Origin of the sequence: Legionella birminghamensis (assembly GCF_900452515.1) — a bacterium.
GTDB classification, from domain to species: domain Bacteria; phylum Pseudomonadota; class Gammaproteobacteria; order Legionellales; family Legionellaceae; genus Legionella_C; species Legionella_C birminghamensis.
The window spans coordinates 244046-265713 of sequence record NZ_UGNW01000001.1 but is presented as its reverse complement, the minus strand read 5'-3'; the positions used below and the strand labels follow the sequence as shown (position 1 = coordinate 265713).

Below are 21668 nucleotides of genomic sequence, written 5' to 3'. Positions count from 1 at the left end.
TTGCAAACACTACCTTCTGCACAACAGTATTCATCCTTAAAGGGCATTCTGGATAAATAAAACCATTTTTAAGGTTTACTTAATGTTCAGCATATATTATTAGAGTATGAAATATTTCAAAGTGATAACATCGTGCTCGATAAGCTCAAAGCCCTCATAAATATTTTTTCTAATCCTGTTACGGAATTCACTGACAGGCAATTGGCTACACTTGAATCGTTTAAAGACAAACAAGTGGCTGCCATTCTGCGCGCTCAGAGGGAATTAATTTGCAAGAAACTTGCAGAAGGCTACGATTATATCTCTGAGGAAGGGGAGGTCAAGTTTTCACTTCGCTTCCATGATCACCTGAGCTACCATCTCTCCACCATGTACACAGTAGGAACTCCCTTCCCGAAATCCTATCTGCCTATTCTGCTTGCGGCCGATGCCGAGCCGGATAACATCGCAATCGAGCCTGGAAAAATTTATTTTCGTATAAAAGACGATCAACTCGAATATACGGTCATCGCACCGCCTAACAAGAAAATCAGCGCTTTACTTAATCCCAAGAGTTTAAACATACAACTAAGCAACCCCTTAAGTATTGAAAGTATCCAGGCAGCTCTGCCAACTATATTACAAGCCACCACCAAAGCAGGCCATACTGTTAAGGACTATAGTAGCGAACCGCGTCAAGTGGTGCAGATCAAAGATCTCATCAATGCTTTATATCATGGTGAAATGGCTTTTCTTGACCTGGAAAGCTTAAATATCCGCGGCACTTACCATCTTGATTTGGTCGAAAAAAATAAAAAACCGGTGCCGGGTAAAATCTATCTGCGCAACCCCCTGGACCATTTTAGGATTGCGGCAGCCCCTGCGGACGACAATCTTAATGCAGACACGCTTTATCTGAGAGAGGAAGTTAAAGAAGGAGAGAGCATCATACATTACTCCTTTCTTCATCCAATGGACAAAAAGCAGGTTGTTAAAGGCTCGGTTAATGCCGATGATCTTAAAATCATGTTTGGCCAGGAAGGAAGCATCGAATTCCTCACTGCCTTAAAAGCAGGCGAATTTGAAAAAATAGATGCATTCAAAAAAAAATTGGGGTCCAACTTACTTAAAGCAGGCCAACTGCCTCTTGTTTACTATGTCATTAATACGCTCAATCAAAAACTCGTTGTCGACAAAGTCTTCATCGATGAACTGAAAAAGGTTTTCACTGAAGAAGAGATTGACAGGCTATGCTTTGCGATTGAGGAAAATGAAGTAGAAAACCTGTCACTGTTAAAAGATGGCATTATTGCTATTGCCAAAGAGAGAAATCAGACAGTGGATGTGAAAACGCAACGGGAAATTGATATATCCAGGCTGCTCAACAGCACTATTGAACATGCTTACACTGCCTGCTATCTGGCTACCCATCTCGATTTGGATTTGGTTGAAATGTTTTCCCGTGAATTTGCCATAGGTGAAAACCTGCTTTCTGATATACAAAATTATGCCGATTCGCCGGAAAGAGGCATGAAGATGCTTGAGAAAGCCAGTGATTTTGCCCGAAACCATGCGCATGATGCAGGTTATGTTGCTGGGGTCGCCGTTGCCCAGATGCAGCCAAAGGATGGTAAGGTCGATTATGATTTCCTAAGCTTTTTCTGTCATGAATTCCCCAAATATCTTCAGAGCTATACCCAGCAGATTAAAGATTACACAGAGGGCTTATTAGAAAAAGTCATTGAGAAAGGAGTGCCTCTTGATCCGATAGCCATTGCGACCTTAAAAGAACATGGTCTCGACAAAAAAGCATTTGCCTCCCTGGAAGCCAGTGCGATGACCATGGGAAATTCGCTTATGTTGCTTCGGGACAATAGCCTGTTTTTACCACTGGAAGTCATCCATTATATCAGTGTCCTCAATAATATAGTGACCATATCATCCAGTATTTTGAAGCAGGCTCTGAATATGAATGAGGCCTCACAAGCTGCAGTTTGCGCGCAGTTGTCCAAATTAAAGTATGAGTTGCTGCCGCCCCTTTTTGCACTGGCCGATAAAATTGAAGATCAGTTTCTTTTGAAGCCCGGCTCTTTATCCGCCCCTTTAAATACGCAGATAAAAGCACTTTACGATGTCCTTATTGAATATACGGGCAAATACGTTGATTTTGTCCAGCAGGCCCCTGCATTAATGGTGTTGGAGGACAGTAAACTTCTTGATTTGAGAATTCAGGAAACGCAGGCCAGGATTGATCAGGCCCAGCAAAAATTACACAACGCCAAAGACGCTAAAGTCGCTTTTCTCAAATTTTATAACATCATCAGTTCCCCCCAGTATCGCGGCCTGCGTATAGACAATCTCCCGCCGTCTGTAAAAGAGATACTGACCACTTATTTTTCATATTTTAAGCATACAGTAGAGCAGTATGATGTCAGTCTGGCAAATGCAATTGTATGTGGTCTTTATGGCGGAGAGAAAAGCCAGCTCTACATGGTTAATGAATTTTACGAAGGCTGGTGGAAAAAATACCAGGATGTGGACTGGATTGCCAATCTTCTGAACCATGCAGTCAATCTGGGCAACCTGCTCGATCGGGAAATCAATACTCAGAATTTTCACATCAACTCTAATATTGAATTGGTTCAATCCATCTACACCAATGCAAAGTTAACACTTTCCCCGAATGATCCTGCGCGTCAACCGCTCACCTTTAACGAGCAAAAAGTATTGAAAATAAGCGATGAGAACGCGCCGGCTTATGGCTTTGACGCCAAAGACAAATGGGGAGCAAAGGTTACCCGGCTGGGCGAATTGAATTCAAAACAAAGCGTTGCTCTAGCCAGTTTTTATACCAGCACAAAGGAGCAGTTGCTCAGCGCAAGGGCGGCTTATAAGTCCTTTATGCTCTTAATGGACAAATATCCCGGCCTGCCCCTCTTCCGGTTTACAGAAGAAGATAAAGCCCAATTAAGAAATTGGTATAACATTTTTCAACCCTGTTTTTGCCAGATCTTATCTGCCCTGCCCAATATACAATTTTTGGACAAGCAGATTATCGACAGTTTAAATAGCAAAACAGACACCCCCTCAGACCTTAAACTGCATCGGATTAATTCCCAGCTGCTTGGGATGAGTGAACCGATGATGAATATCCCTTTTGCTGAAGCCATATCCGTTTGCGAAGAGCGGGAAAAAGAATATAGCGCTTTGGCACGCTTGCAGCGAAGCAAGGAAATAACAGAGGAGGCCCAGTTTCCCTTCGTTGAAAATAAACAGGCTAAAACCATTTCCGGGGCGGTTAAGCTCCATTTTGAAAATGAGCACAATGGTTACAAATTTCATTTAATCGTACCCGATGCCATTAAGGAGATTCTGGAGCGTCTCAAGCTAAAAACCCTGTCAACACTTCCTTTAGACCCTCAAGTTCGTTCACCGCTTGAAAATCAAATCGTCAGACTGTTTCAACTGGATGAACAGCTAAACCAACACCCGGCGCTAGATGCCGCGCTAAAGCAGGAATACAGCCAATTGTTGGCAAAAATAGGTAACCTGTACCTGGAAATACTGGCTAAAGCACTTGCTGCTGATGGCCCGGCAAATTACGACTTTGTAAGAGTACAACTAACAAATCTGCGCGAACAACTTATCCCCCGACTCTTAAGTCTGACGGATGAAATTGAACTTCATACAAAAGTCGTGCAGAACAGTTTTACCACGCCTGTATTTAATAATCTCTGCGGTTTCCATTATGAAATAACGCGGATTGTTTACGATAAATACCCTGCTTTGAAAACTACCCCTCCCCTGCGGGTTGTTCCTGCCCCTGCACTGGAGACTCGGCTTGCTCCCATCCAAAAAAGAATGGAGGTTAGTCATTATAATTCAGTCTTGCTCAACAAAGCACAGGAAGCCTTTGAAGCGTTTTATCAGATTCTCGAGGAAGATGAGTTTAAAGAACGTCGAATTATTGATTTGTCTCCTAACACCAAAGAATTATTGAAAAGGCAGTTTGTTTATTTTCGCTCTCATTTACTTGACATAAACCCTGACCTGGAGGCCAGCATTGCCAATGGATTAAACTCCCCAGGCCGCTCGCCTTTCTACATGCTAAAGAAGCACTGGGATTATTATGCCTATGGTTATCAGACGAATGACTGGATTGTCCATGTGCTGGCAAATAAAGAAGCCATCGGCAAAGTTTTGCAAGATCAAATAAAGCAGCAAAACGATGAGCGTGAAGCCAATTTCAAACTTGCCGGGAAGCTGCTGCAGACAACCACTTTTGTATTAAGCCCAGTTGCCCAGGTCACTAATCCGATACTGTTCAATGAACTGGATGTATTGGGGTTTTCTGAACAGAAATCACCCGCATTTGAATATAAAAAAGAAGAATACAGTAAACGAATTACCGCTACCCGTAAACTGTCGTTTGAACAGGCGCAGCAACTACACTCCTATTATGCAATCAAGTCTATTCACATAGAGCAGGCTATTGAGGCTTTTGACCAATTGATTGACTTGCTGGAGAAATCTCCCGCCCTGACGCTAGATAATCTTGGTGAGGAACATCAATCAATTGCCAGGCAATGCTTTTATCAATTTCAGCCTTACCTGATGGCCTCTATCGGCGAGAGCGCTTCGAGACAGGTGCTTGAAAAACTGGAAGCAGATCTTTTAGAAAATCTGAACTCTGACTTATCTCAAGCATTAGGTACAGGTCCTGTTAAGAACAGTATAGAAAAATCCTTTTTCATTGATTTAAAAACACAGTTTAAGCGTGATCTGCAAAAAATTGGCGATATTTGCCAGCAGCGGGAGCAGACGTATGCCAATCTTTCTGCCAGCAAATTAACAAGTGCTTTATCTTCGAAGCTGGATTTAAGCGGCGGCTCTTCGGCTCCTGAATTACAGCTCAGAAATGGGACGACTTCCCCTACTAACCCGCTGGCCAATATTGCAGCTGAACCGCTGAATTATGGCTTTGCTGGAAAAGAAGTTATTTATTTTGAAGCAAGCGCTGCGGGGCTTAAATATACGGTGGTAAGCCCCTCCGGCTTAACCGTGAGCGATCTCCTTACGAAGAAAGATTTGCCTGATTTAAATACCGGGATCTCTGAGAACATTCCTTTTCTGGATTTTGAGAGAATAAAAGCCTTGCCGATTGACCAGGCAAGAGTTAAAGAGTTTGGCGCTTGCTTGTCGGATCTGCACAAAGCAAGCCAGGAATGGAATAATGACTCTATTCCACCAGCACTTAAAGCATCTGGCGCGCAACTACTGCACAAAATAAGCCGTCAAACATTTTATATTTTAAGAGAGTTGTCTCAAAATAATGCATCTAACCCTGAGTTTATTCGTCATAAGCTCCTGGTGATGAGAGAAAAAACGATACCCCAGCTGCTGAGCGTAGCGGATCAAATGGAGGTTGAGGCTCAATTAGCGCATGGCAGCTTAACTTCAGCGCTTGAGCAGCACTTACAGGCTATGGTTCACAATCTGGTTGAAGAAACAGAGAGGCATTTCGCACTGACCGCCAGCACGCCTGAGCTGCAAGGTTCAGCGACGGCATTGAAAACAAGAATTCAGCCTGCCAGACAACGCCAGCAATTGGCGCTGCAGAATTTAAATAAATCCGAACAGATAAAGGCTGCTTTTGAGTCTTTCTACAATATTATTGAGGATCAACAGTTTCAGGGAAAACGCTTAATCGACCTGCCTGCTGAAACCAAGCAGCAGCTAAAAGAGCACTTTGTCTATTTTCGAACTCATGTACTCCAATTAAACTCCGATCTCGAAGAAGCCATTGTCAATGGGCTCAACGGGGAGTCACGCTCCAGATTTTACGGTATAAAAACCTTTTATGATTATTATGTTCATAATTATCAAAATATGGACTGGATTACTAATTTAATCGCTAACAAAGAGCTAATCAGTAAGGCGATAAACCAGCCCGAGGCTTCGCAGCAGCATATTGTCGATACAAATTATGCACTGGAGCAGGAAATTGTTAAGGGCACCGATTTCTTGCTGCGTCCGGTCGATATAAAACAGGATCTTATTCTGTTTAACGAGCCAGAGGCTTTAAATCTATCTTCTAAAGAAAGCGCAGCGCTTAATGCCAAGCAAATGGATTATGGAGTACAAATCGCCAAATTAGAGGATCTATCTCATGACCAGGCTTATGCCCTCCATGCCTACTATACCCTTAGGACATACGATTTACACCAAGCTGGAACAGCCTACGAACAGTTTATCCATTTGATAGCAAGTACAAACAGCGAACATCTTTCCGACCTGCCTGCCAGTGAGAAATTACTCGCTCGCCAATACTACTTCCAATTCCGCCCTTTCTTTTTGGCAGCGATGGCCAAAGCCAGTCCAGAGGGGCTGAAAGCCGCACAGAACTCCGATGCAGCAATCATTGCTAACCTGAACTCCCAAGCCGGTGACAGGGTACTGACTGACACGTTCCTGAAAAATAAGGCATGGTTTAAAGAAACGCTTACACAACTTGATGCCAGCTGTGAAGCGAAGCTAACACACTATCAGGAATTGGGGCATAAAAAACTGAAGGAAAGCCTGGCTTCAAAACTTAACTTTCCTGCAGCAATACGCATTGACGAATTAAAACTAACGGAAATGCCTCCATTTACTGTTAAATCTGATTTTGCCGAGGCATTGGCCAGTCCTTTCAGGCAGGAGGAGTTGCAAACGCTCTCTCCGCTCATTACAGCAGTAACCGCCGCCCGCGGCCACACAGCTCCGAGGCTGCTTCCCAATCTGAATTACGGCAGCCGGGCAAATCATGTACTAAAGCATGATCACTATGCGCAAAAGATTGGTGAATTTCGTCAATCCCTGATGAATCTGACCCAATCCTTTAATCTTGCAGTCAGGAATGAATTGCATCTGGCCAGCCAGCAGCCCAATAAACTGCCTTACCCGGAACTTGAAGATCCGGATAAAGTGCTTGCGCAAAGCCGTCAGGTACTTGCTATTAAACAGCTATTTAATGCCTTATATCATTTTGAGCATATTATTGGGAAATTACAAAAACTCGATAATAACAGTTCTAAATTGATTTATGTTTATCATCTCCTGCAAGCATACGGGCATATTTCCGAACTCTATGAATTATGCAAATCGCTGACATCCGATCCGCATCTTTCCATGCTTACGCAAGAATTACTGACCAAAGCGCGGGAAATGAAACAGGTCGTTATGAAGGAAAGCGAGCCTTATCTGGCTGATGCTTCCAAGGTCGATCCTCAGGAAGTTCCTGGTGAAGTGCGCTATAACGCGATATGGTATACCCTGCAGGCTTTTTTCATGGTGCCTGAACAAATTAAAGCTGCCCTGGAGGGCGATCATAATCTTTCAGCCGAACAACGCCAGGCTATCCAGACAAACACCAAGAAAGTAGTCATCAATATTGAACGGATTATTTCCAAGTCGGACTCCCTTCGCAAACTCCTGGGTGAAACGTTTGTGATGTATGATCTCTTTCAGGAGCTTCGCGTAAAGTTGGGCGAATTTACCGGTATTACCCACAACTTTATTATGGATCATCTGGAAGAAATCAATACCGTCACCTTTGCCAAAATTCTTTTGGAAGTAGACAAATGGGAAGATAAGCTTCATTTAGAGCCGGGTAAATTGTCCGGCCCCATGAAACTGATTCTTGACGAGCTCTACAACGGCATGCTCGAACCATTGGAGCTTCGCTCAGAGCAGCACATGAAGCTGGTTTTTTCTGATTCGCCAACCGCCCAGCGCCTGGCCGAGGCTAATAAGCGTTTGGACGAGGCCGAAGAACAGCTTGAGCCGCTAAAGGAGAAGATGAAGCCGCTCGCTAGCCTAATGGGTGCAATTGATCATTATCTGCACTTAAACGGACTTAGAAATCAGGTACACCCTGAGAAAGATCAGGCAATGAAAGAACGGCTGGATAAAGCCCTCAACAAAGCAGGTGATTCAGTATTGGAAGCTTATGAGAAGGCTTACCCCCTATTAGAGGAGCATCATAAAAAGCTGCCTGTATCCAAGGATATCAGTCCTGAAAATAAATTGATTGATAAGTTAATCCATAGTTCCAATCTTAAAACCCCCGTTAAGCTAGCCAACATTAAAGCCCGGGTAAGCAGTACTTACAGCTATTTCCAGGGTGAGTTAGCCAGTCGTGAATTGACCAAAAAAACCGCAGAGGAAAAGGCGGCCCATCTTGAACAGATGCAAGCCAGACAAGCTCAGGAAAATCAGGCATTCCGTGAAAAATACACCCGTGAGGCTTTTGATAAACACACCGCATTTATCATTAACCGTCAGGTTGGCTTACATACGGTTAATAAAGAAAAACTGAAAGAACATTTGATGTCTTTTAAAGAAGACATTGTCGCTCAGGCATTGAACGATAATGACATTCAGAAGAAAATCGCTCGCTTACTGATAGTCAAAGCACGCGAATTCCAAAAAGAAAACTTTGCTTATTACCAGCAATTAGACAAAGTTAAAACCGCCCTGAATGCCTTTAAAAATTATTTTGACTATGCCAGTGATGCCTTGTTAAATCAAAAATCACTGTATGAAAGCCAGAAAACCTTGAGTGCCAAACAACTTGAAATCGAAAAACTGGAAACCATTGCCGATGATACGACGATCCCTGTCAAAGAACGCCTGGAGACTTTAAAATCAGGTGTCGAAAGCCCGGTATTTAAAACCATCATTTTCGCCAGACAGCATTTGGATATGTTTAGCCTTGCCTGGGTAAAGCGATGTTTTCTCGGCCTGCTTGAAGCGCTCCACCTTTATAAGCCAGGGCATGTCAAAAGCTATGACCAGTTACATTCCGCCACCCATAAGGAGTTTCCAACCCCCATAAATCCAAATGGCTACGGTCAAAGCCCGCTGGTTAAGCAGGGTTTATTTGGGCGCAAGGCAAGCGTACCCGATGTGGATGATTTGGATGCGGAGATACCGCCAGTCCATCCACCGGCAGTGTAATTGATATGAATCCCCGCGGCATCGACCCATAGCTATCTACACCAATGCATTAGCTAACGAATAGAAACAGTCTATCCCAAATTGTATTAACACCGTTCGGCCTGAGGAGGAGCAAAGCGCCGTCTCGAAGGCTTGGCACTCAGGCCGAACGGATTGAGATATAAGCTGAGTTTGGCTGTCTAAATTTGTGAGGGTCAGTCAGACATGGGCCCCGCGGTCGATGCCGCGGGGATTCGAGAGGGTGTGCTGCGGGGATTCGAGAGGGTATGCCGCGGGGACTCGGAAAATCGTTGCCATGGTATTCGGTTAGCCGTAGTCACGCACTTGGCTCAACTAATCATATTTCACTGAAAAAACATAGCTGGTAAACCCAAGTTTAAATCCTGCTTTTTCCCAAGTCCGAATCGCTGGCCTGTTAGCTGACTGCGTGATTGTAGTGAGTATCGTTCCCTGTTTTTGTCTGAGCTGAAATACCACTTCAGATAACAGCTTATACATCCATCCCTTATGAACAGAATTATCCACTGCTGCTAATACCAGTTTAGCGATGCGTTCACCTAAAATTTCAGTAGGATTATTTGACGACAAAAATCCGAATGCCGGGGTATTATCCAATTCAGGAACCAGGGTGAAGTCTGCAAAGCCATTGATGGCCTGCTCAATAAAGGTACCCAGATACTCATCGGCTACCTCATCGGAAAACGCAGGATCGGCATGAACCCTATCGTAAATATTTTTTTGTCTTTTAGCGATCTCTTTCAGAATCGCAATATCCTCACCCCGGGCATTTCTTGCCGGGTATCGAGTGCTATCAAACACTTCTTTTATTTCCAAATAATAATTCAATCTTGTTTCAACCAAGCTAAAACTGGTAGAACATAATGCCTGCGATAAATTAATATCCTCACAGGGAATACAAGAAAACAAGTAGCAGTTACCTTTCGCTTCAAATTCAGATGCGAATATTTTTATTGCCTCTCTCAACAATGCCATGTTGTTATGTTTGTACAGTACATGTTCTATTTTGAAAACTTCAAATCCAAAGTAATCCGAATCCCATTTTAATTTATTAAAAATAAAAAGATGCGGTTCTTTTTTTACATAGATTTCAATAACCTCCATGTCGTCTGCAATGACTTTTTTCAAAAGAGGTTGTACAACTGTTTGATCGGTCAATTCTTTTTTTTCAATGTGCTTAAGGAATGTATAGGGCGAGTAATAAAAAAGGATTTCCCTCTGGTGCTCAATAAACTCTTCAATCATATTAATCATTAATTTTTACCTCCTTTTACTGAATCTGGTGCTATCATATGCCATAAATTTGGAATCAGAAACAGTAATGAAGATATTCAGTCTGGCAATTATTATCTTTGGAGCACTTATGACCAGTCATATAAGCCACGCCCTGACAATCGTTCACGTTGAAGACGAGGCCTCAAAACCAGTCCTCACCTCCACTGCCAAGCCAGTCCCATTTCCCTTATCTACTGAAGATTTAAGGCTCATCGCGGCAATGAAGGAAAAATTGGCAAATCTTGGTGGAGTGGGCCTGGCCGCTCCGCAGGTCGGCAGCTCCCGGCAAATCATTGCCCTGTTCATCCCGGAAAGCGCAGCTTTACTGCGCGAAAATGTGGTCACTTATCCCATGCATATTATGATTAATCCGGAATACCGGGCGGTAGGGGAAGAGAAAATAGCGGATTTTGAAGCCTGTTATTCAGTGAACAGCAAAGCCGGCAAAGTACCCCGTTTCAATAAAATTGAAGTCAGTTATTTTGATGAGCAGGGCCAAAAGCACCAGCAGCTGGCCGAAGGCTTTTATGCCCGCGTATTACAGCATGAGATCGATCATCTGAATGGCATTTTAATTATTGATCGCCTTTCCCCGGATTGCGTGCAGGGAACAGTCGAGGAAATGATGAAGTTAAGGCGCGCTGCCCTACCCCCTGAAAAACAGAAATTATTTGATGAACTCTTAGAACAGAAAAGCAAACAGTAGCGAGTTAGTTTGTCCAGTTAGGGAGCGAAGCCCCGTCTTAGCGAATGGAGTGACGCATCCAGTTTCCGGTGCCTCCTCCTAGCCCCGATTCTGGATTGCTTCGCTATGCTCGAAAAGACGGAGGCTGCCACTTTTGGAACGATCGCCTTTGCGAACGAAGTGACGCAATCCAGTCTCCGGTGCCTCTTCCTAGCCCTGATCTGGATTACTTCGCTATGCTCGAAAAGACGGTTTGTCACTCAAATGCAAATGGCATTAATTCTTTTTCCAGTTCATCATCATCGGTGTTCTTATCTTCAGTACCGTAGTTAATCTCTGTTGCGGGATTTTTAAGCGCTTCCGTTAAGCTGATAAACTGATATCCATTATCACGATACATTTTGATAATATCCGGCATAGCATAACTGTTTAGCAGGTTGGCGTGAATCAGGAGAATTTGCTTAACTGGTCTTCCGTCTGCCTGTTTTTCTGCCCTTAAGGTTTGCTTCCACATGTAGGCAAGATAGCGTGGTATCAATTTATTAACATAGCTTTCACGCATACGGTAAGGAACTCTGTAAAGCTGCTCGTTAAACTGAAAATCTTTACTGTCTATGGTGACCGGCGCAATGGTGTAGTGATGCTCATTGAGATAGGCCAATACTTTCGGTTTTGAGGTTTTATTACCCATTGCCAGATAGGGATAGCGAAAATATTTGGGTTCCGTCATGATGCTTGCCAGTTTTTTATCTGCTTTATCGAGGTCAGCAATATACTTATCGACATTCATGCGATTTAAATTGTAATGGGAATACGTATGGTTCCCCAGCATAAAACCGGCATTACGAAACTCTTCCAGGAACTCCCACTGCCCCTTGGCGATAGCGCCGGCAATAATGAAACCGGTCGCAGGTACTTTATTATCCACCAGTGCCTGCACAATTCGGTTGAATCTCTCGGTGGAGCGTTGCTGGTTGCCGGGGGTATTCATACTCCCCCCCACTAAAGGCAGGTCATCGATTGTAATGGCTATTTCTTTAGCCTGTGCAAAACAAGTTGCAGAAATTAATAGACAGCATAAAAAATGGAATAATCTCATGATAGTCCGTTATCAATAGAGGAAACTTTCAGTGTAGCAGATTTTAACGCTTATTCTATACTGAAGAGCTGTTTAAAATGATTTAACAGAGTCTCCATGTTGGCGCTCTGGACCCCCACTGTTTTGGTACGGGACTTTTCACCAGCCCGCAGGCTAATTGCCGACAGCGCAACGCCCAGCTTCACCGCGAGAAATTTAATCAAGGCTTTATTGGCCTTGCCGTCAACAGGAGGGGCGGCCAATTTGATTTTCAGGCTTTGCCCGTGCAGACCGCAAATCTCCGTTTTTTTGGCGCCAGGCTGGATATACAGATAAAGGATCAATTGATCCGCTTCAAGTTTATACCAGGAATCATTCATCAAACAACCTGGATTCCCTGCTTACCTGCGACAATGATTTTAGTTGCCAATTGCCTGGTGAACAGGCCGTTTTCAACAACACCAGGCAGCAATTTAATAGACTCTTCGAGTACTGCCGGATCATCCATCTGAAAGTTATAGACATCCAGAATGATATTGCCGTTATCTGTGATAAAGCCTTCGCGGTACTCCGGATCACCGCCCAGCTTTACCAGTTGCCTTGCCACCAGGCTTCTCGCCATTGGCAGAACTTCTACTGCAACCGGAAATGCGCCCAGGCGTTTCACAAGCTTTGATTCATCGACAATACAAATGAATTGCCTGGCGGCCGCTGCCAGTATTTTTTCTCTGGTTAACGCACCGCCGCCGCCTTTAATCATCTGGTAACTGGCAGTCACTTCATCCGCGCCATCGATATAAACGGCCACTTCACCAGCGACATTCAGGTCGATAACAGGCAGTCCCAATGCCCGCAGGCGCTGTTCAGTTGCCAGCGAACTGGCAACACAGGCATCTATCCGATGTTTGACGGCAACAAGCTGCTCGATAAAAAAATTAACCGTTGAGCCTGTCCCTACGCCAATGACCATATCGTCATCCACGTAATCCAGGGCAGCTTTCGCAGCCTGTTGTTTTAAAGTATCCATGAAAATCCTAACGCCATAAATTATTTTTTACCAGATTGAAAATTTCCGTACCCTGCCCATTGATAATCGCTTTCATCATATAAAGGCTGAAGCCTTTTACCTGGGCAATATTGATTGCTGGCGGCATGACCAGTTCGTTACGGTTGACGCGGGCATCAATTAGCGCCGGCCCCTGATGCTTGAAGGCGGCCTTTAATGCATCCCGCAAATCAGCCGGATCCTCCACACGCTGGCTATGAATACCCGCCCCCCCGGCCATTTGGGCAAAATTGGGGTTATCCAATTCGGTACTGTACTCAAGCATTCCGCCAACATGCATTTCCATCTCGACGAACCCAAGCGTACCATTATTAAAAATAATTATTTTAACCGGTAACTGCTCTTGAATCAGGGTCAGCATATCGCCCATAAGCATACTAAAACCACCATCGCCGCACAAGGCAACGACCTGACGGTCAGGATAACTTGCCTGCGCTCCAATGGCCTGCGCCAGGGCATTCGCCATCGAACCATGATTAAAAGATCCTAGCAGGCGGCGCTTGCCATTCATCATCAGATAACGGGCTGCCCACACGGTTGGCGTGCCGACATCGCAGGTAAAGACGGCATCGCCGCTGCTTTCTTCATTAATGAGTTTTGCAAGATACTGGGGATGAATTAATTTTTTACCAGGCTTGGCGGTCGCCAGATCATCCAGCTCTCTGCGGGCATGACGATAATGATTAACCGCTTTTTCAAGATGGGAACTGTCAGTTTTGGGTTTTAGCAAGGGCAATAAGGCTTCCAGCGTCGCATTCACATCACCCACTACCCCCAGATTAATATCAGTACGCTTGCCTAATTGGCTGCCCTCGATATCAATCTGAATAATTTTGGCATGTTCGGGATAAAACTGCCGGTATGGGAAACTGGTTCCTAATAAGAGCAATAGGTCGCAGGATTCCATGGCGTAATAGCCGGAGGAGAACCCGATCAATCCGGTCATACCAACGTCATAGGGATTATCGTATTCAACAAATGGTTTGCCGCGCAGCGTGTGCACAACCGGCGATTTTAATTTATCGCACATCGCCATTAACGGCTTGTGTGCATCTGCCGCACCAATGCCGCAAAAAACAGTGACGCGTTCTGCTTCATTTAATTCCTTCGCCAGCTGCTTAAGCAGGGCATTATCGGGCACAACAATGGGTTTAGCTGCCGGGGTCCAGGCAGGGGCGTGCTGTGCCGGCATTTCCTGCATGGCCAGATCCCCGGAAATGACAATCACTGCCACTCCTCGTTTAGCAATCGCTGTCTGCATAGCAATCTTCAGGATTCGCGGCATCTGCTCAACAGACGAGATCACTTCGCAGTACACACTGCATTCCTTAAAAAGAATTCCGGGATGCGTTTCCTGAAAGTAATCACCGCCAACTTCAGGAGAAGGGATATGCGCTGCGATTGCCAACACCGGTGCATTACTGCGCTGACAGTCATACAGGCCATTAATAAGATGGACATTTCCAGGGCCGCAACTGCCAGCGCAAACAGTTAACTCGCCGGTTAATTGCGCTTCAGCACCCGCGGCGAAAGCCGCAACCTCTTCATGCCTTGTATGAACCCAGGAAATTGTCTTTCTTTTCTGCAGGGCATTCGTCAAGCCGTTTAAGGAATCGCCAACAATTCCATAAATTCGTTTAACACCAGCTTCTTCCAGGGTATCTATAAAAACATCAGCAACAGTAGTCATGCCATTTCCTTCTAACAGATTATTGACCCACCATCGGGCTAGTGTTGGGTACAGCGCCGCTTGGTGCTGGTTGTTTTGGTGTAGTGGCCGCATTACTGATATCAGAAGGCGAACTATCGTTTACAGAGGTAACACTTTGTGCAGCGCTTCCTGGTTGTGTTGAAGAAGAGGAGGAAGCAGAGCTGTTACTACTGGACGAACTGTTATGGGATGAGGATTGGTAAGAACTGGTGTTTTTCTTGTCGCTACTGGCAGAGGAAGAACGCTTAGCCTGGTAATACGGCTCATTATGATCGGATCCTCCAAACATGGAGTCCATTGCCTCACAACCAGTTAATGCCAAAGGGGCTGCCAATATAACCCAAGCGAGTTTTCTTTTCATCATTCTTTTTCCTTGCGGTTAGTTGTTCCATACAAGTTAAAATTCTAGCTGTTGTAATTTAACTTGTAAAATCAATATACTTGATTTGACACCTGGTCCTGGCAAGAAAACAGTTCATTCCGATGCCATTGCGGAATTATTTAGCAATTGTTCCCGGTAAAATTCCTTGTTAAAGTAAAGCTCCTCCTTCTTTATCTGAGTCATTCATGATTTATTCAAATATTCTGGAAACGATAGGCCGAACGCCGGTTGTACGTTTAAATAAGCTGGAAAAAGAGCTCGATTGCGAACTCTATGCCAAATGCGAATTTTTTAACCCAGGCGGATCGGTAAAAGACCGTATTGGCTATGAAATGGTAAGAAAAGCCCAGGAAGAAGGCCGGATCAAGCCAGGCGATACCTTAATTGAACCCACTTCAGGCAATACAGGTATTGGCATCGCCTTAGCTGGCGCAGTGCTCGGGTATAAAGTGATTATTACCATGCCTGATAAAATGAGTCAGGAAAAACAGGTGGCTCTCGAACGCCTGGGCGCCATAATATACCGAACACCCACTGCAGCCGCCTGGAATGATCCGGAAAGTCATATTTCCCTCGCCAGCCGCCTGCAAAAAGAGATCCCGAACTCTCATATTCTTGATCAATATGCCAATCCCAATAACCCCAATGCCCATTACTATGGCACTGCCGAAGAAATCATTGAGGATTTTGGGAAAAGCCTAACGATGCTAGTCGCGGGCGTGGGAACCGGCGGTACTATTACCGGCATTGCCAAACGCCTGAAAGAATATAACCCAAGCATTCAGGTGGTAGGCGTTGATCCAATCGGCTCAATTCTGGGTGGCGGCGATGAAATCAAACCCTATGATGTTGAAGGCATCGGTTATGATTTCTTTCCCGATGTTCTAAATAATCAATTAATTGACAGCTATGTTAAAATCAACGATGCAGATTCTTTCAGAATGGCGAGGCGTTTGATCCGGGAAGAAGGCTTATTGGTAGGTGGCTCCAGCGGTGGAGCAGCCTGGGCGGCCTTACAGGCAGCCCAATCTTTAAAAAAAGGGGATAAATGCCTGGTGATACTACCTGATTCCATCCGCAATTACATGACTAAATTTGCCAGTGACGAGTGGATGAAGGAACGAGGCTACTTATAAGATAATCCGTTGACCGCAGATTCATCTGCGGTTGGCTCTTCGTCAAGAAACGCCAGAACTCTTTCTTCATTGAAAATTCCCAGGCTTAAGCCGCGTGAAATAGCATGGATAAGATCTGAGCCGTATTAGTCTGGAAATTTCCCCCGGGCTGGATATTGATTGCTTCACTCCTTTGCGTATGACGCATTATCTTGCGGAAAAACTGCTCGAGGCCATGCTCGGTACCTGGATAACGAACAGAAGGAGAGTCATTGCCGATTATCTTCATTTCTGTTTCATAAATCGACATGAGTGTTTCTCTATCAATTTTTTTTGCATTCAAGTTCTTCACATGATGCTGATATTTTTGGTGCAATGCCAGTCTGATTTCCTTAAGCTGGGCTTTAAGCATTTTAATGTCAGGATCATTTGATCGTTTAAAATCAGGCAGCTGAGGTAAGGAAGCAGCGGCATTAAGCTTTTCAAATACAGTTATGTTGGTTACAGAAGGCATATAGTGTTTGCCCAGGAGCTGGATTTTTATCTTGGAAGCGGGAATGACACCTGCGGGCGGAAGGGAATGATGGCTGGCATGCAATGGTTTTCCATGTTCAATTTCATGAATATCAATAGGCAAAGCCAGGCGGTATGCCAGGGCATCACGCAAAACAGTATCATTAATCCAGGTATCCCCCTTTCGCATCATATCCACCGATTCCATGTCATCAGTGAATGCGTCCTGATACACAATCAGATTAGAAATAATCTCATCCACAGCTATTTGGCGTAAGGTGAATCCCAAATCCCTCACGAACTGCGTGATTGGCTGTGCAGCCATTAAAAGTTTCAGACGGGCAGCATAAGAAGGGGCGCGTTCATGCTGCTGCGGTTTAGGGAATATTTCTTTGTGGTAATCCAAGATCTGTTTAATCAGTCTTTCATTTTTTATTGGATCTTTTAAAACCTTGCTGATGATGCCAGCCGCTACTGAACGAAAGAAACAATCGTTTCCATCACCAACATTAATATACCCGCCAAGCTGCTTCTCAGCAGATTGGGGAGCAGGCCTCACCAGCTGGTTAATGCCCGGGGCTTGTCTGAAAAATGTCGATGTTGATGTCGCTGTAGCCATGACATCCTCCTTTTACCTATATGCTTCCATTCTAATCAATATAGATTAAGGAAATATTAATTGATAGAAATACGAATCGAAGCACGCGGCGGAGCCCATCCGAATCCCCGCGGCATTCGACCCATGTATCTACACAAGTGCATGAGAATTAAAAGCTATCGAATCCCCGCGGCTGCGACCGCGGGGCCCCCGCGAAGCCAATTTAATGTTAAGCACACTTGTTTATGACTACCTGTTAAACCCCAATTACTAAGGAATTACCGATAACACTCCCGGCAACTGATTAATGATCAATCAAGTTTATTAATTTTTTCTTAATGTTTTACTATTATAATTTCACAAATCAAATTATTTGAATAACTTCAATATGAAAAGAAGAAGTCTTAAGAAAAGCATGACGCCGCGCCAAAGCAATCACTTTAAGGAATCTGAGCGTCTTCTATTAAAAGAGGCATTTCAGCAGGATACGAAACCCAGTAAATATACACAAACCCAATTAGCGGAAACAATTGGAGTTAGCTATGCAAAAGTTAATGCTTGGTTTCGGAAAGAAAGAATGCGTACAAAAAAGAAATTGGAGGAAGCCGGTTCACACAAAATTGACCCAGCAGTTACTCCGAATAATGCAATCACACCGACTTCGCCACAGAAGTTTTCAGCAGACAATCCAGCTTCCCAATTGACATTTTTTGGAGTTAAAAACCAACCGAACTCATTAAAAGAGAATGAGGAAATTCTTAAACCCAAATTTATAAAATTTGAGGATTTAGTCGATCTTTCACATTTGGAACGCCTCGAGTATTTTGTGGAGAAACCTGCTATAGATGAAATAACAAAAAGAACTATAATCACAGGGGAAATGGCTAAATTCCGCGCCAACAATATGCAGATACCTTTTTCTAACTATGACAAATTTCTTCTTGCCAGGAATCTCCCCACAATAAATATTCCGCATGACATTATCTTAAAGTTTGACGAATCCCTGCAGTTGATTAAACAGCGTGAATATCATTTAGCAGCCAAGAGTCTTCATGAGTGCATGAACTTAGTGGAGTCTGATTCTCTGAAATTTAGTCCAGAACAGTTAAGTGATTTAAAATTCGTAATCTCCTATTTTCTTGAAGCGACGCTCATTATGTATATGGACAGTCTCGCATTCAATAAAAAGCTAGTCAATTTGAATTCCTTTCTTTTCAGGAATGAATATACGGAAGAAGACATTGAAGTCGAGGAAGATTTATTACAAGCTAATCTAATCAAGAAAGTAATGCCAAAAGCTAATAAATCAGTACAAATTAATCTATCTAGCGATGAACAGGAGTACGCGCTCTCAATTTGTAATATAGCCCGCTCACCCGCCTTTGGCGTCACTCTATTTCGATCTGTGTATGATACCGAGAAAAAGCGATCAAATCCCGTGTCCCTACATACCGTAATTAATGCACGCCTTATCGCTGCTTTATCGCAATCGCAACGAGATTCTTATGTTAATGGTGTAATCAATGCAGTTGCCAACCCTGTTTTGAAAAATGCATCAACTGAATTAGTTTTGACTTAATCTGGACATACTGTCAGATTTGAAAGGATAATAACAACAATAAGCTCAACTTCCCATCAGATAATAAAAGCTCACTGCTAGTGTGCTTGGATTTTGACCAGCCAGTCAATAGACTGGGGAGTTGAAGCATGCCATCGTTCCAACATGCCAAGATTCTAAATATCCGACTAAGGGGCTATTAACAAATGATAAAGCGCATCTTCGTAGTGGGTCACATGGGGGCTGGTAAGTTTATATTTACGCGGATGATTTTATCGTTACGGGAGCCACAAAAGGAATTTTGGAGCAAAAAGTAAAACCCATTGTAGAGGAATTTCTAGCCGAGCGGGGCTTGAAACTATCTGAAGAGAAAACCACGATTACCCATATTGACCAAGGATTTGATTTCTTAGGACACAATATTCGTAAATACAAGGAAAAACTCTTAATCAAACCGTCGAAGGACAGCGTTAAGACCTTTCTGGCACATATCAGAGATATCATAGCACGTGCTAAAGCCACAAGCGCTAAGGATTTGATTAACATCTTAAACCCAAAAATAAGAGGTTGGACAAATTATTATCGTCATGCGGTTTCTAAAGCGGTCTTTAGTAAGGTAGATAACGATATTTTTTTAGCCCTTTGGGCATGGGCTAAACGACGACATCGAAATAAAGGGCGGCGCTGGATAGCCAGAAAATATTTCTGCTCGACAGGTGGCGACAACTGGGTGTTTAATGCAGGGTTAGTACTGCATCAAGGACACTATAAAACACTAAAGTTGTTAAATGCCAACGCAACACCTATAAAGCGCCATATCAAAATCCGCGCCGAGGCGACACCCTATGACCCAAAGTACAAACAATATTTTGCCGAAAGGGAAAAACTTCAGCGCTTTGCAAAATCGACTAGAGTACGTACAGCTGGGTCAGAGAGTCTGGCTTAATAAAGGCTTGAGCCCACTACACGGAAACGGGTACGGTGGGTTCTTAGAGGAGCTGGAGGTTGAAAGGCCTTCAGCTTACTCGACTATGCCAGCAAACCCTATACTCGATTGTTGACTCAACACGGATGCACAGGGAGCATGAGCCGCAAGGGAGATTGTTGGGACAATGCCGTAGCTGAGAGCTTTTTTGGCTCCTTGAAACAAGAGTTAGTGCAGTGGAAAAACTACCAGACTCGTCTGGAGGCGCAACAGGATATTCTGAGTTATATTGCTATGCATTATAACAGCAAGCGTCTTCATTCATTCTTAGGATATGTTTCTCCCAATCAGTATGAAAAACAAGCTAAATTGCTGTTACAAAAAATAGCTTAACTGGGTTGTAACGTTTTACTTGACCACGTCACCCCGTTAATTTGACCTTTGGAAATATATAGTACTATGTACTATAATACATGGTATTATAATTTGGCATGCATTCATGAAGCACTTAAAAATAAAAAAATTTACTAATGAAGCAAATAAAATTGGATTAAAGGATGAAGTTCTTATCAATACTTTAGATGGTTTTTTTAAGTTAAGCAGAGATGAGCAATTAAAATATTCATTAGGAGCTGGGCTCTATAAATTAAGAGTTGCAACCAATGAAGGGCGAGGTAAAAGCGGAGGCTCAAGAAGTATATTAGCTTTTAAGAAGGATAATGGCATTTACTGGTTACATTTATTCTCTAAGAATAATAAAGGAAATGTGACAACTTCCGAGCTTAAAAAGTTGAAGCAATTGGCTGATATCATGCTTGGGCTTGATAATGAACAAATAAATAAGTTAATTACTTTAGGGGAACTGTTTGAGGTAAATAAAAATGTCTAATATACAAGATACAATTAATGATCTTGCACAAGGTCTTTACAAAGCTGAAATTATTGATAAAAAAACATTAAGAAATCTTACCGATCAAGATTTACCTGTTTTACATGAATTTACCGGTGAGGAAATACAACAGTTACGGAAAAAACAAAAATTAAGCCAATCTGTATTTGCTAAATATCTTAATGTTAGCCCTGCAATGATTCGTGGCTTAGAGCAAGGGAAGCGGCATGCCCATGGCGCAATACTTAAATTACTCAATATTGTAGAAAGACATGGTATTGGTGGTTTGCTTTAAGAGTTTTTGACATTTCCGGCTAAGAGGATTATTAACAAATGATAAAGCGCATCTTCATAGTAGGGCATATGGGGGCTGGTAAGTTTATATTTACTGAAGCTTTGGCTAATAAATTAGGATGGCAACTCGTTGATGCAAATCCAAGTATTGAACGCTATATTGGACGACTTACAAAAGATATTTTGGGAGAGCAAGGGGAAGCAGCATTTAATCGGTGCCAAGCAGACATCATTTCCCATTGTGCCGGAAAAGAAAATGTAGTCGTTTTATTGGAGGAGTGTATTGTCTCAAGCGAGCAATGCCGAAAATTATTGTCCACAGAATTTGTTGTTTATTTGAAAGTATCCATACCAACCCAACTTGGCCGTATGAAAAATGGCCGGACTCCATCGCTTCCAGTAGATGATATGAAAAGCTTTTTAGAAAAACAACATCACGAACGAGATGCATTTTACGAGGAAATCGCTGACTTGGTTGTTGAATCGGTTGGTTATTCTGATCAAATTTCAGTAATTAATAAAATTATTGAAGAAGATGTCAATAAAGTTATGGAAGCCATTGGAAAGTAGGGAGAAATAAAG

15 protein-coding genes and 1 pseudogene are annotated in these 21668 nt (G+C 43.3%); 9 read left to right on the top strand and 7 right to left on the bottom strand.

Features of this window, described 5'->3' with window-relative positions; all coding sequences use genetic code 11:
• Positions 1-132: 132 nt before the first annotated feature.
• The gene (locus tag DYH42_RS01130; RefSeq protein ID WP_058523042.1) at positions 133-8979 is read left to right on the top strand and encodes a hypothetical protein; all 8847 of its coding nucleotides are present in this window, start codon (positions 133-135) and stop codon (positions 8977-8979) included.
• Positions 8980-9312: 333 nt separating this feature from the next.
• On the opposite strand, the gene DYH42_RS01125 is transcribed toward DYH42_RS01130, so the two are convergent.
• Positions 9313-10251, bottom strand: a complete 939-nt coding sequence (locus DYH42_RS01125; RefSeq protein WP_058523043.1) for a GNAT family protein — start codon at positions 10249-10251, stop codon at positions 9313-9315.
• 109 nt (positions 10252-10360) lie between these two features.
• Between DYH42_RS01125 and def the strand changes: the two genes are divergently transcribed.
• Positions 10361-10978 (top strand): peptide deformylase, encoded by a 618-nt coding sequence (gene def / locus DYH42_RS01120; RefSeq protein ID WP_058523094.1) that lies wholly within the window; start codon positions 10361-10363, stop codon positions 10976-10978.
• Between the two features lie 235 nt (positions 10979-11213).
• Here the strand turns inward: def and DYH42_RS01115 are convergent, their stop codons facing one another.
• The 5 genes from DYH42_RS01115 to DYH42_RS01095 are packed head-to-tail and all read right to left on the bottom strand — an operon-like array spanning position 11214 to position 15176.
• Positions 11214-12056, bottom strand: a complete 843-nt coding sequence (locus DYH42_RS01115; protein WP_058523044.1) for a polysaccharide deacetylase family protein — start codon at positions 12054-12056, stop codon at positions 11214-11216.
• Between the two features lie 50 nt (positions 12057-12106).
• Positions 12107-12415: a DUF167 domain-containing protein gene (locus DYH42_RS01110; protein WP_058523045.1), complete on the bottom strand. Its 309-nt coding sequence runs from the start codon at positions 12413-12415 to the stop codon at positions 12107-12109.
• Positions 12415-13062: a ribose-5-phosphate isomerase RpiA gene (gene rpiA, locus DYH42_RS01105; protein WP_058523046.1), complete on the bottom strand. Its 648-nt coding sequence runs from the start codon at positions 13060-13062 to the stop codon at positions 12415-12417. Before rpiA ends, DYH42_RS01110 begins: the two co-directional genes overlap by 1 nt.
• A 7-nt stretch (positions 13063-13069) precedes the next feature.
• Positions 13070-14791, bottom strand: coding sequence for a ubiquinone-dependent pyruvate dehydrogenase (poxB, locus tag DYH42_RS01100; protein WP_058523047.1), 1722 nt, complete (start codon positions 14789-14791; stop codon positions 13070-13072).
• 19 nt (positions 14792-14810) lie between these two features.
• A complete protein-coding gene (locus tag DYH42_RS01095; protein ID WP_058523048.1) occupies positions 14811-15176 on the bottom strand; it encodes a hypothetical protein in 366 nt (121 codons plus the stop codon).
• A 203-nt stretch (positions 15177-15379) separates the two neighbouring features.
• Here DYH42_RS01095 and DYH42_RS01090 point away from each other — a divergent pair, with 203 nt between their 5' ends.
• Positions 15380-16330 (top strand): pyridoxal-phosphate dependent enzyme, encoded by a 951-nt coding sequence (locus tag DYH42_RS01090; RefSeq protein WP_058523049.1) that lies wholly within the window; start codon positions 15380-15382, stop codon positions 16328-16330.
• An 85-nt stretch (positions 16331-16415) separates the two neighbouring features.
• On the opposite strand, the gene DYH42_RS01085 is transcribed toward DYH42_RS01090, so the two are convergent.
• Positions 16416-17441 carry an OTU domain-containing protein gene (locus tag DYH42_RS01085; RefSeq protein ID WP_058523050.1) on the bottom strand — a complete coding sequence of 342 codons (1026 nt, stop codon included), beginning with the start codon at positions 17439-17441 and terminating at the stop codon, positions 16416-16418.
• 367 nt (positions 17442-17808) lie between these two features.
• Between DYH42_RS01085 and DYH42_RS01080 the strand changes: the two genes are divergently transcribed.
• From DYH42_RS01080 to DYH42_RS01055, 6 genes and pseudogenes are all read left to right on the top strand, one after another.
• Complete coding sequence (locus DYH42_RS01080) at positions 17809-18999, top strand: homeobox domain-containing protein (RefSeq protein WP_083503085.1); 1191 nt, start codon at positions 17809-17811, stop codon at positions 18997-18999.
• Between the two features lie 235 nt (positions 19000-19234).
• Positions 19235-19924 (top strand): group II intron maturase-specific domain-containing protein, encoded by a 690-nt coding sequence (locus tag DYH42_RS01075; protein WP_272946865.1) that lies wholly within the window; start codon positions 19235-19237, stop codon positions 19922-19924.
• Positions 19925-20008: 84 nt separating this feature from the next.
• Positions 20009-20296, top strand: a pseudogene (locus tag DYH42_RS01070) (IS3 family transposase); the annotation flags it as partial.
• Positions 20297-20402: 106 nt separating this feature from the next.
• Entirely contained in the window at positions 20403-20792 is a 390-nt protein-coding gene (locus DYH42_RS01065; protein ID WP_058523054.1) for a type II toxin-antitoxin system RelE/ParE family toxin, read from the top strand.
• Complete coding sequence (locus DYH42_RS01060; protein WP_045105560.1) at positions 20785-21087, top strand: helix-turn-helix domain-containing protein; 303 nt, start codon at positions 20785-20787, stop codon at positions 21085-21087. Before DYH42_RS01065 ends, DYH42_RS01060 begins: the two co-directional genes overlap by 8 nt.
• A 38-nt stretch (positions 21088-21125) precedes the next feature.
• Positions 21126-21656, top strand: coding sequence for a shikimate kinase (locus tag DYH42_RS01055; protein WP_058523055.1), 531 nt, complete (start codon positions 21126-21128; stop codon positions 21654-21656).
• Positions 21657-21668 lie beyond the last annotated feature (12 nt).

What these genes read in the sequence shown, in the direction of transcription:
- DYH42_RS01125 (WP_058523043.1), bottom strand. Translation starts at nt 10,251, where the DNA reads ATGATTAATATGATTGAAGAGTTTATTGAGCACCAGAGGGAAATCCTT.
- def (WP_058523094.1), top strand. Translation starts at nt 10,361, where the DNA reads ATGACCAGTCATATAAGCCACGCCCTGACAATCGTTCACGTTGAAGAC.
- DYH42_RS01115 (WP_058523044.1), bottom strand. Translation starts at nt 12,056, where the DNA reads ATGAGATTATTCCATTTTTTATGCTGTCTATTAATTTCTGCAACTTGT.
- DYH42_RS01110 (WP_058523045.1), bottom strand. Translation starts at nt 12,415, where the DNA reads ATGAATGATTCCTGGTATAAACTTGAAGCGGATCAATTGATCCTTTAT.
- rpiA (WP_058523046.1), bottom strand. Translation starts at nt 13,062, where the DNA reads ATGGATACTTTAAAACAACAGGCTGCGAAAGCTGCCCTGGATTACGTG.
- poxB (WP_058523047.1), bottom strand. Translation starts at nt 14,791, where the DNA reads ATGACTACTGTTGCTGATGTTTTTATAGATACCCTGGAAGAAGCTGGT.
- DYH42_RS01095 (WP_058523048.1), bottom strand. Translation starts at nt 15,176, where the DNA reads ATGATGAAAAGAAAACTCGCTTGGGTTATATTGGCAGCCCCTTTGGCA.
- DYH42_RS01090 (WP_058523049.1), top strand. Translation starts at nt 15,380, where the DNA reads ATGATTTATTCAAATATTCTGGAAACGATAGGCCGAACGCCGGTTGTA.
- DYH42_RS01085 (WP_058523050.1), bottom strand. Translation starts at nt 17,441, where the DNA reads ATGGCTACAGCGACATCAACATCGACATTTTTCAGACAAGCCCCGGGC.
- DYH42_RS01080 (WP_083503085.1), top strand. Translation starts at nt 17,809, where the DNA reads ATGAAAAGAAGAAGTCTTAAGAAAAGCATGACGCCGCGCCAAAGCAAT.
- DYH42_RS01065 (WP_058523054.1), top strand. Translation starts at nt 20,403, where the DNA reads ATGAAGCACTTAAAAATAAAAAAATTTACTAATGAAGCAAATAAAATT.
- DYH42_RS01060 (WP_045105560.1), top strand. Translation starts at nt 20,785, where the DNA reads ATGTCTAATATACAAGATACAATTAATGATCTTGCACAAGGTCTTTAC.
- DYH42_RS01055 (WP_058523055.1), top strand. Translation starts at nt 21,126, where the DNA reads ATGATAAAGCGCATCTTCATAGTAGGGCATATGGGGGCTGGTAAGTTT.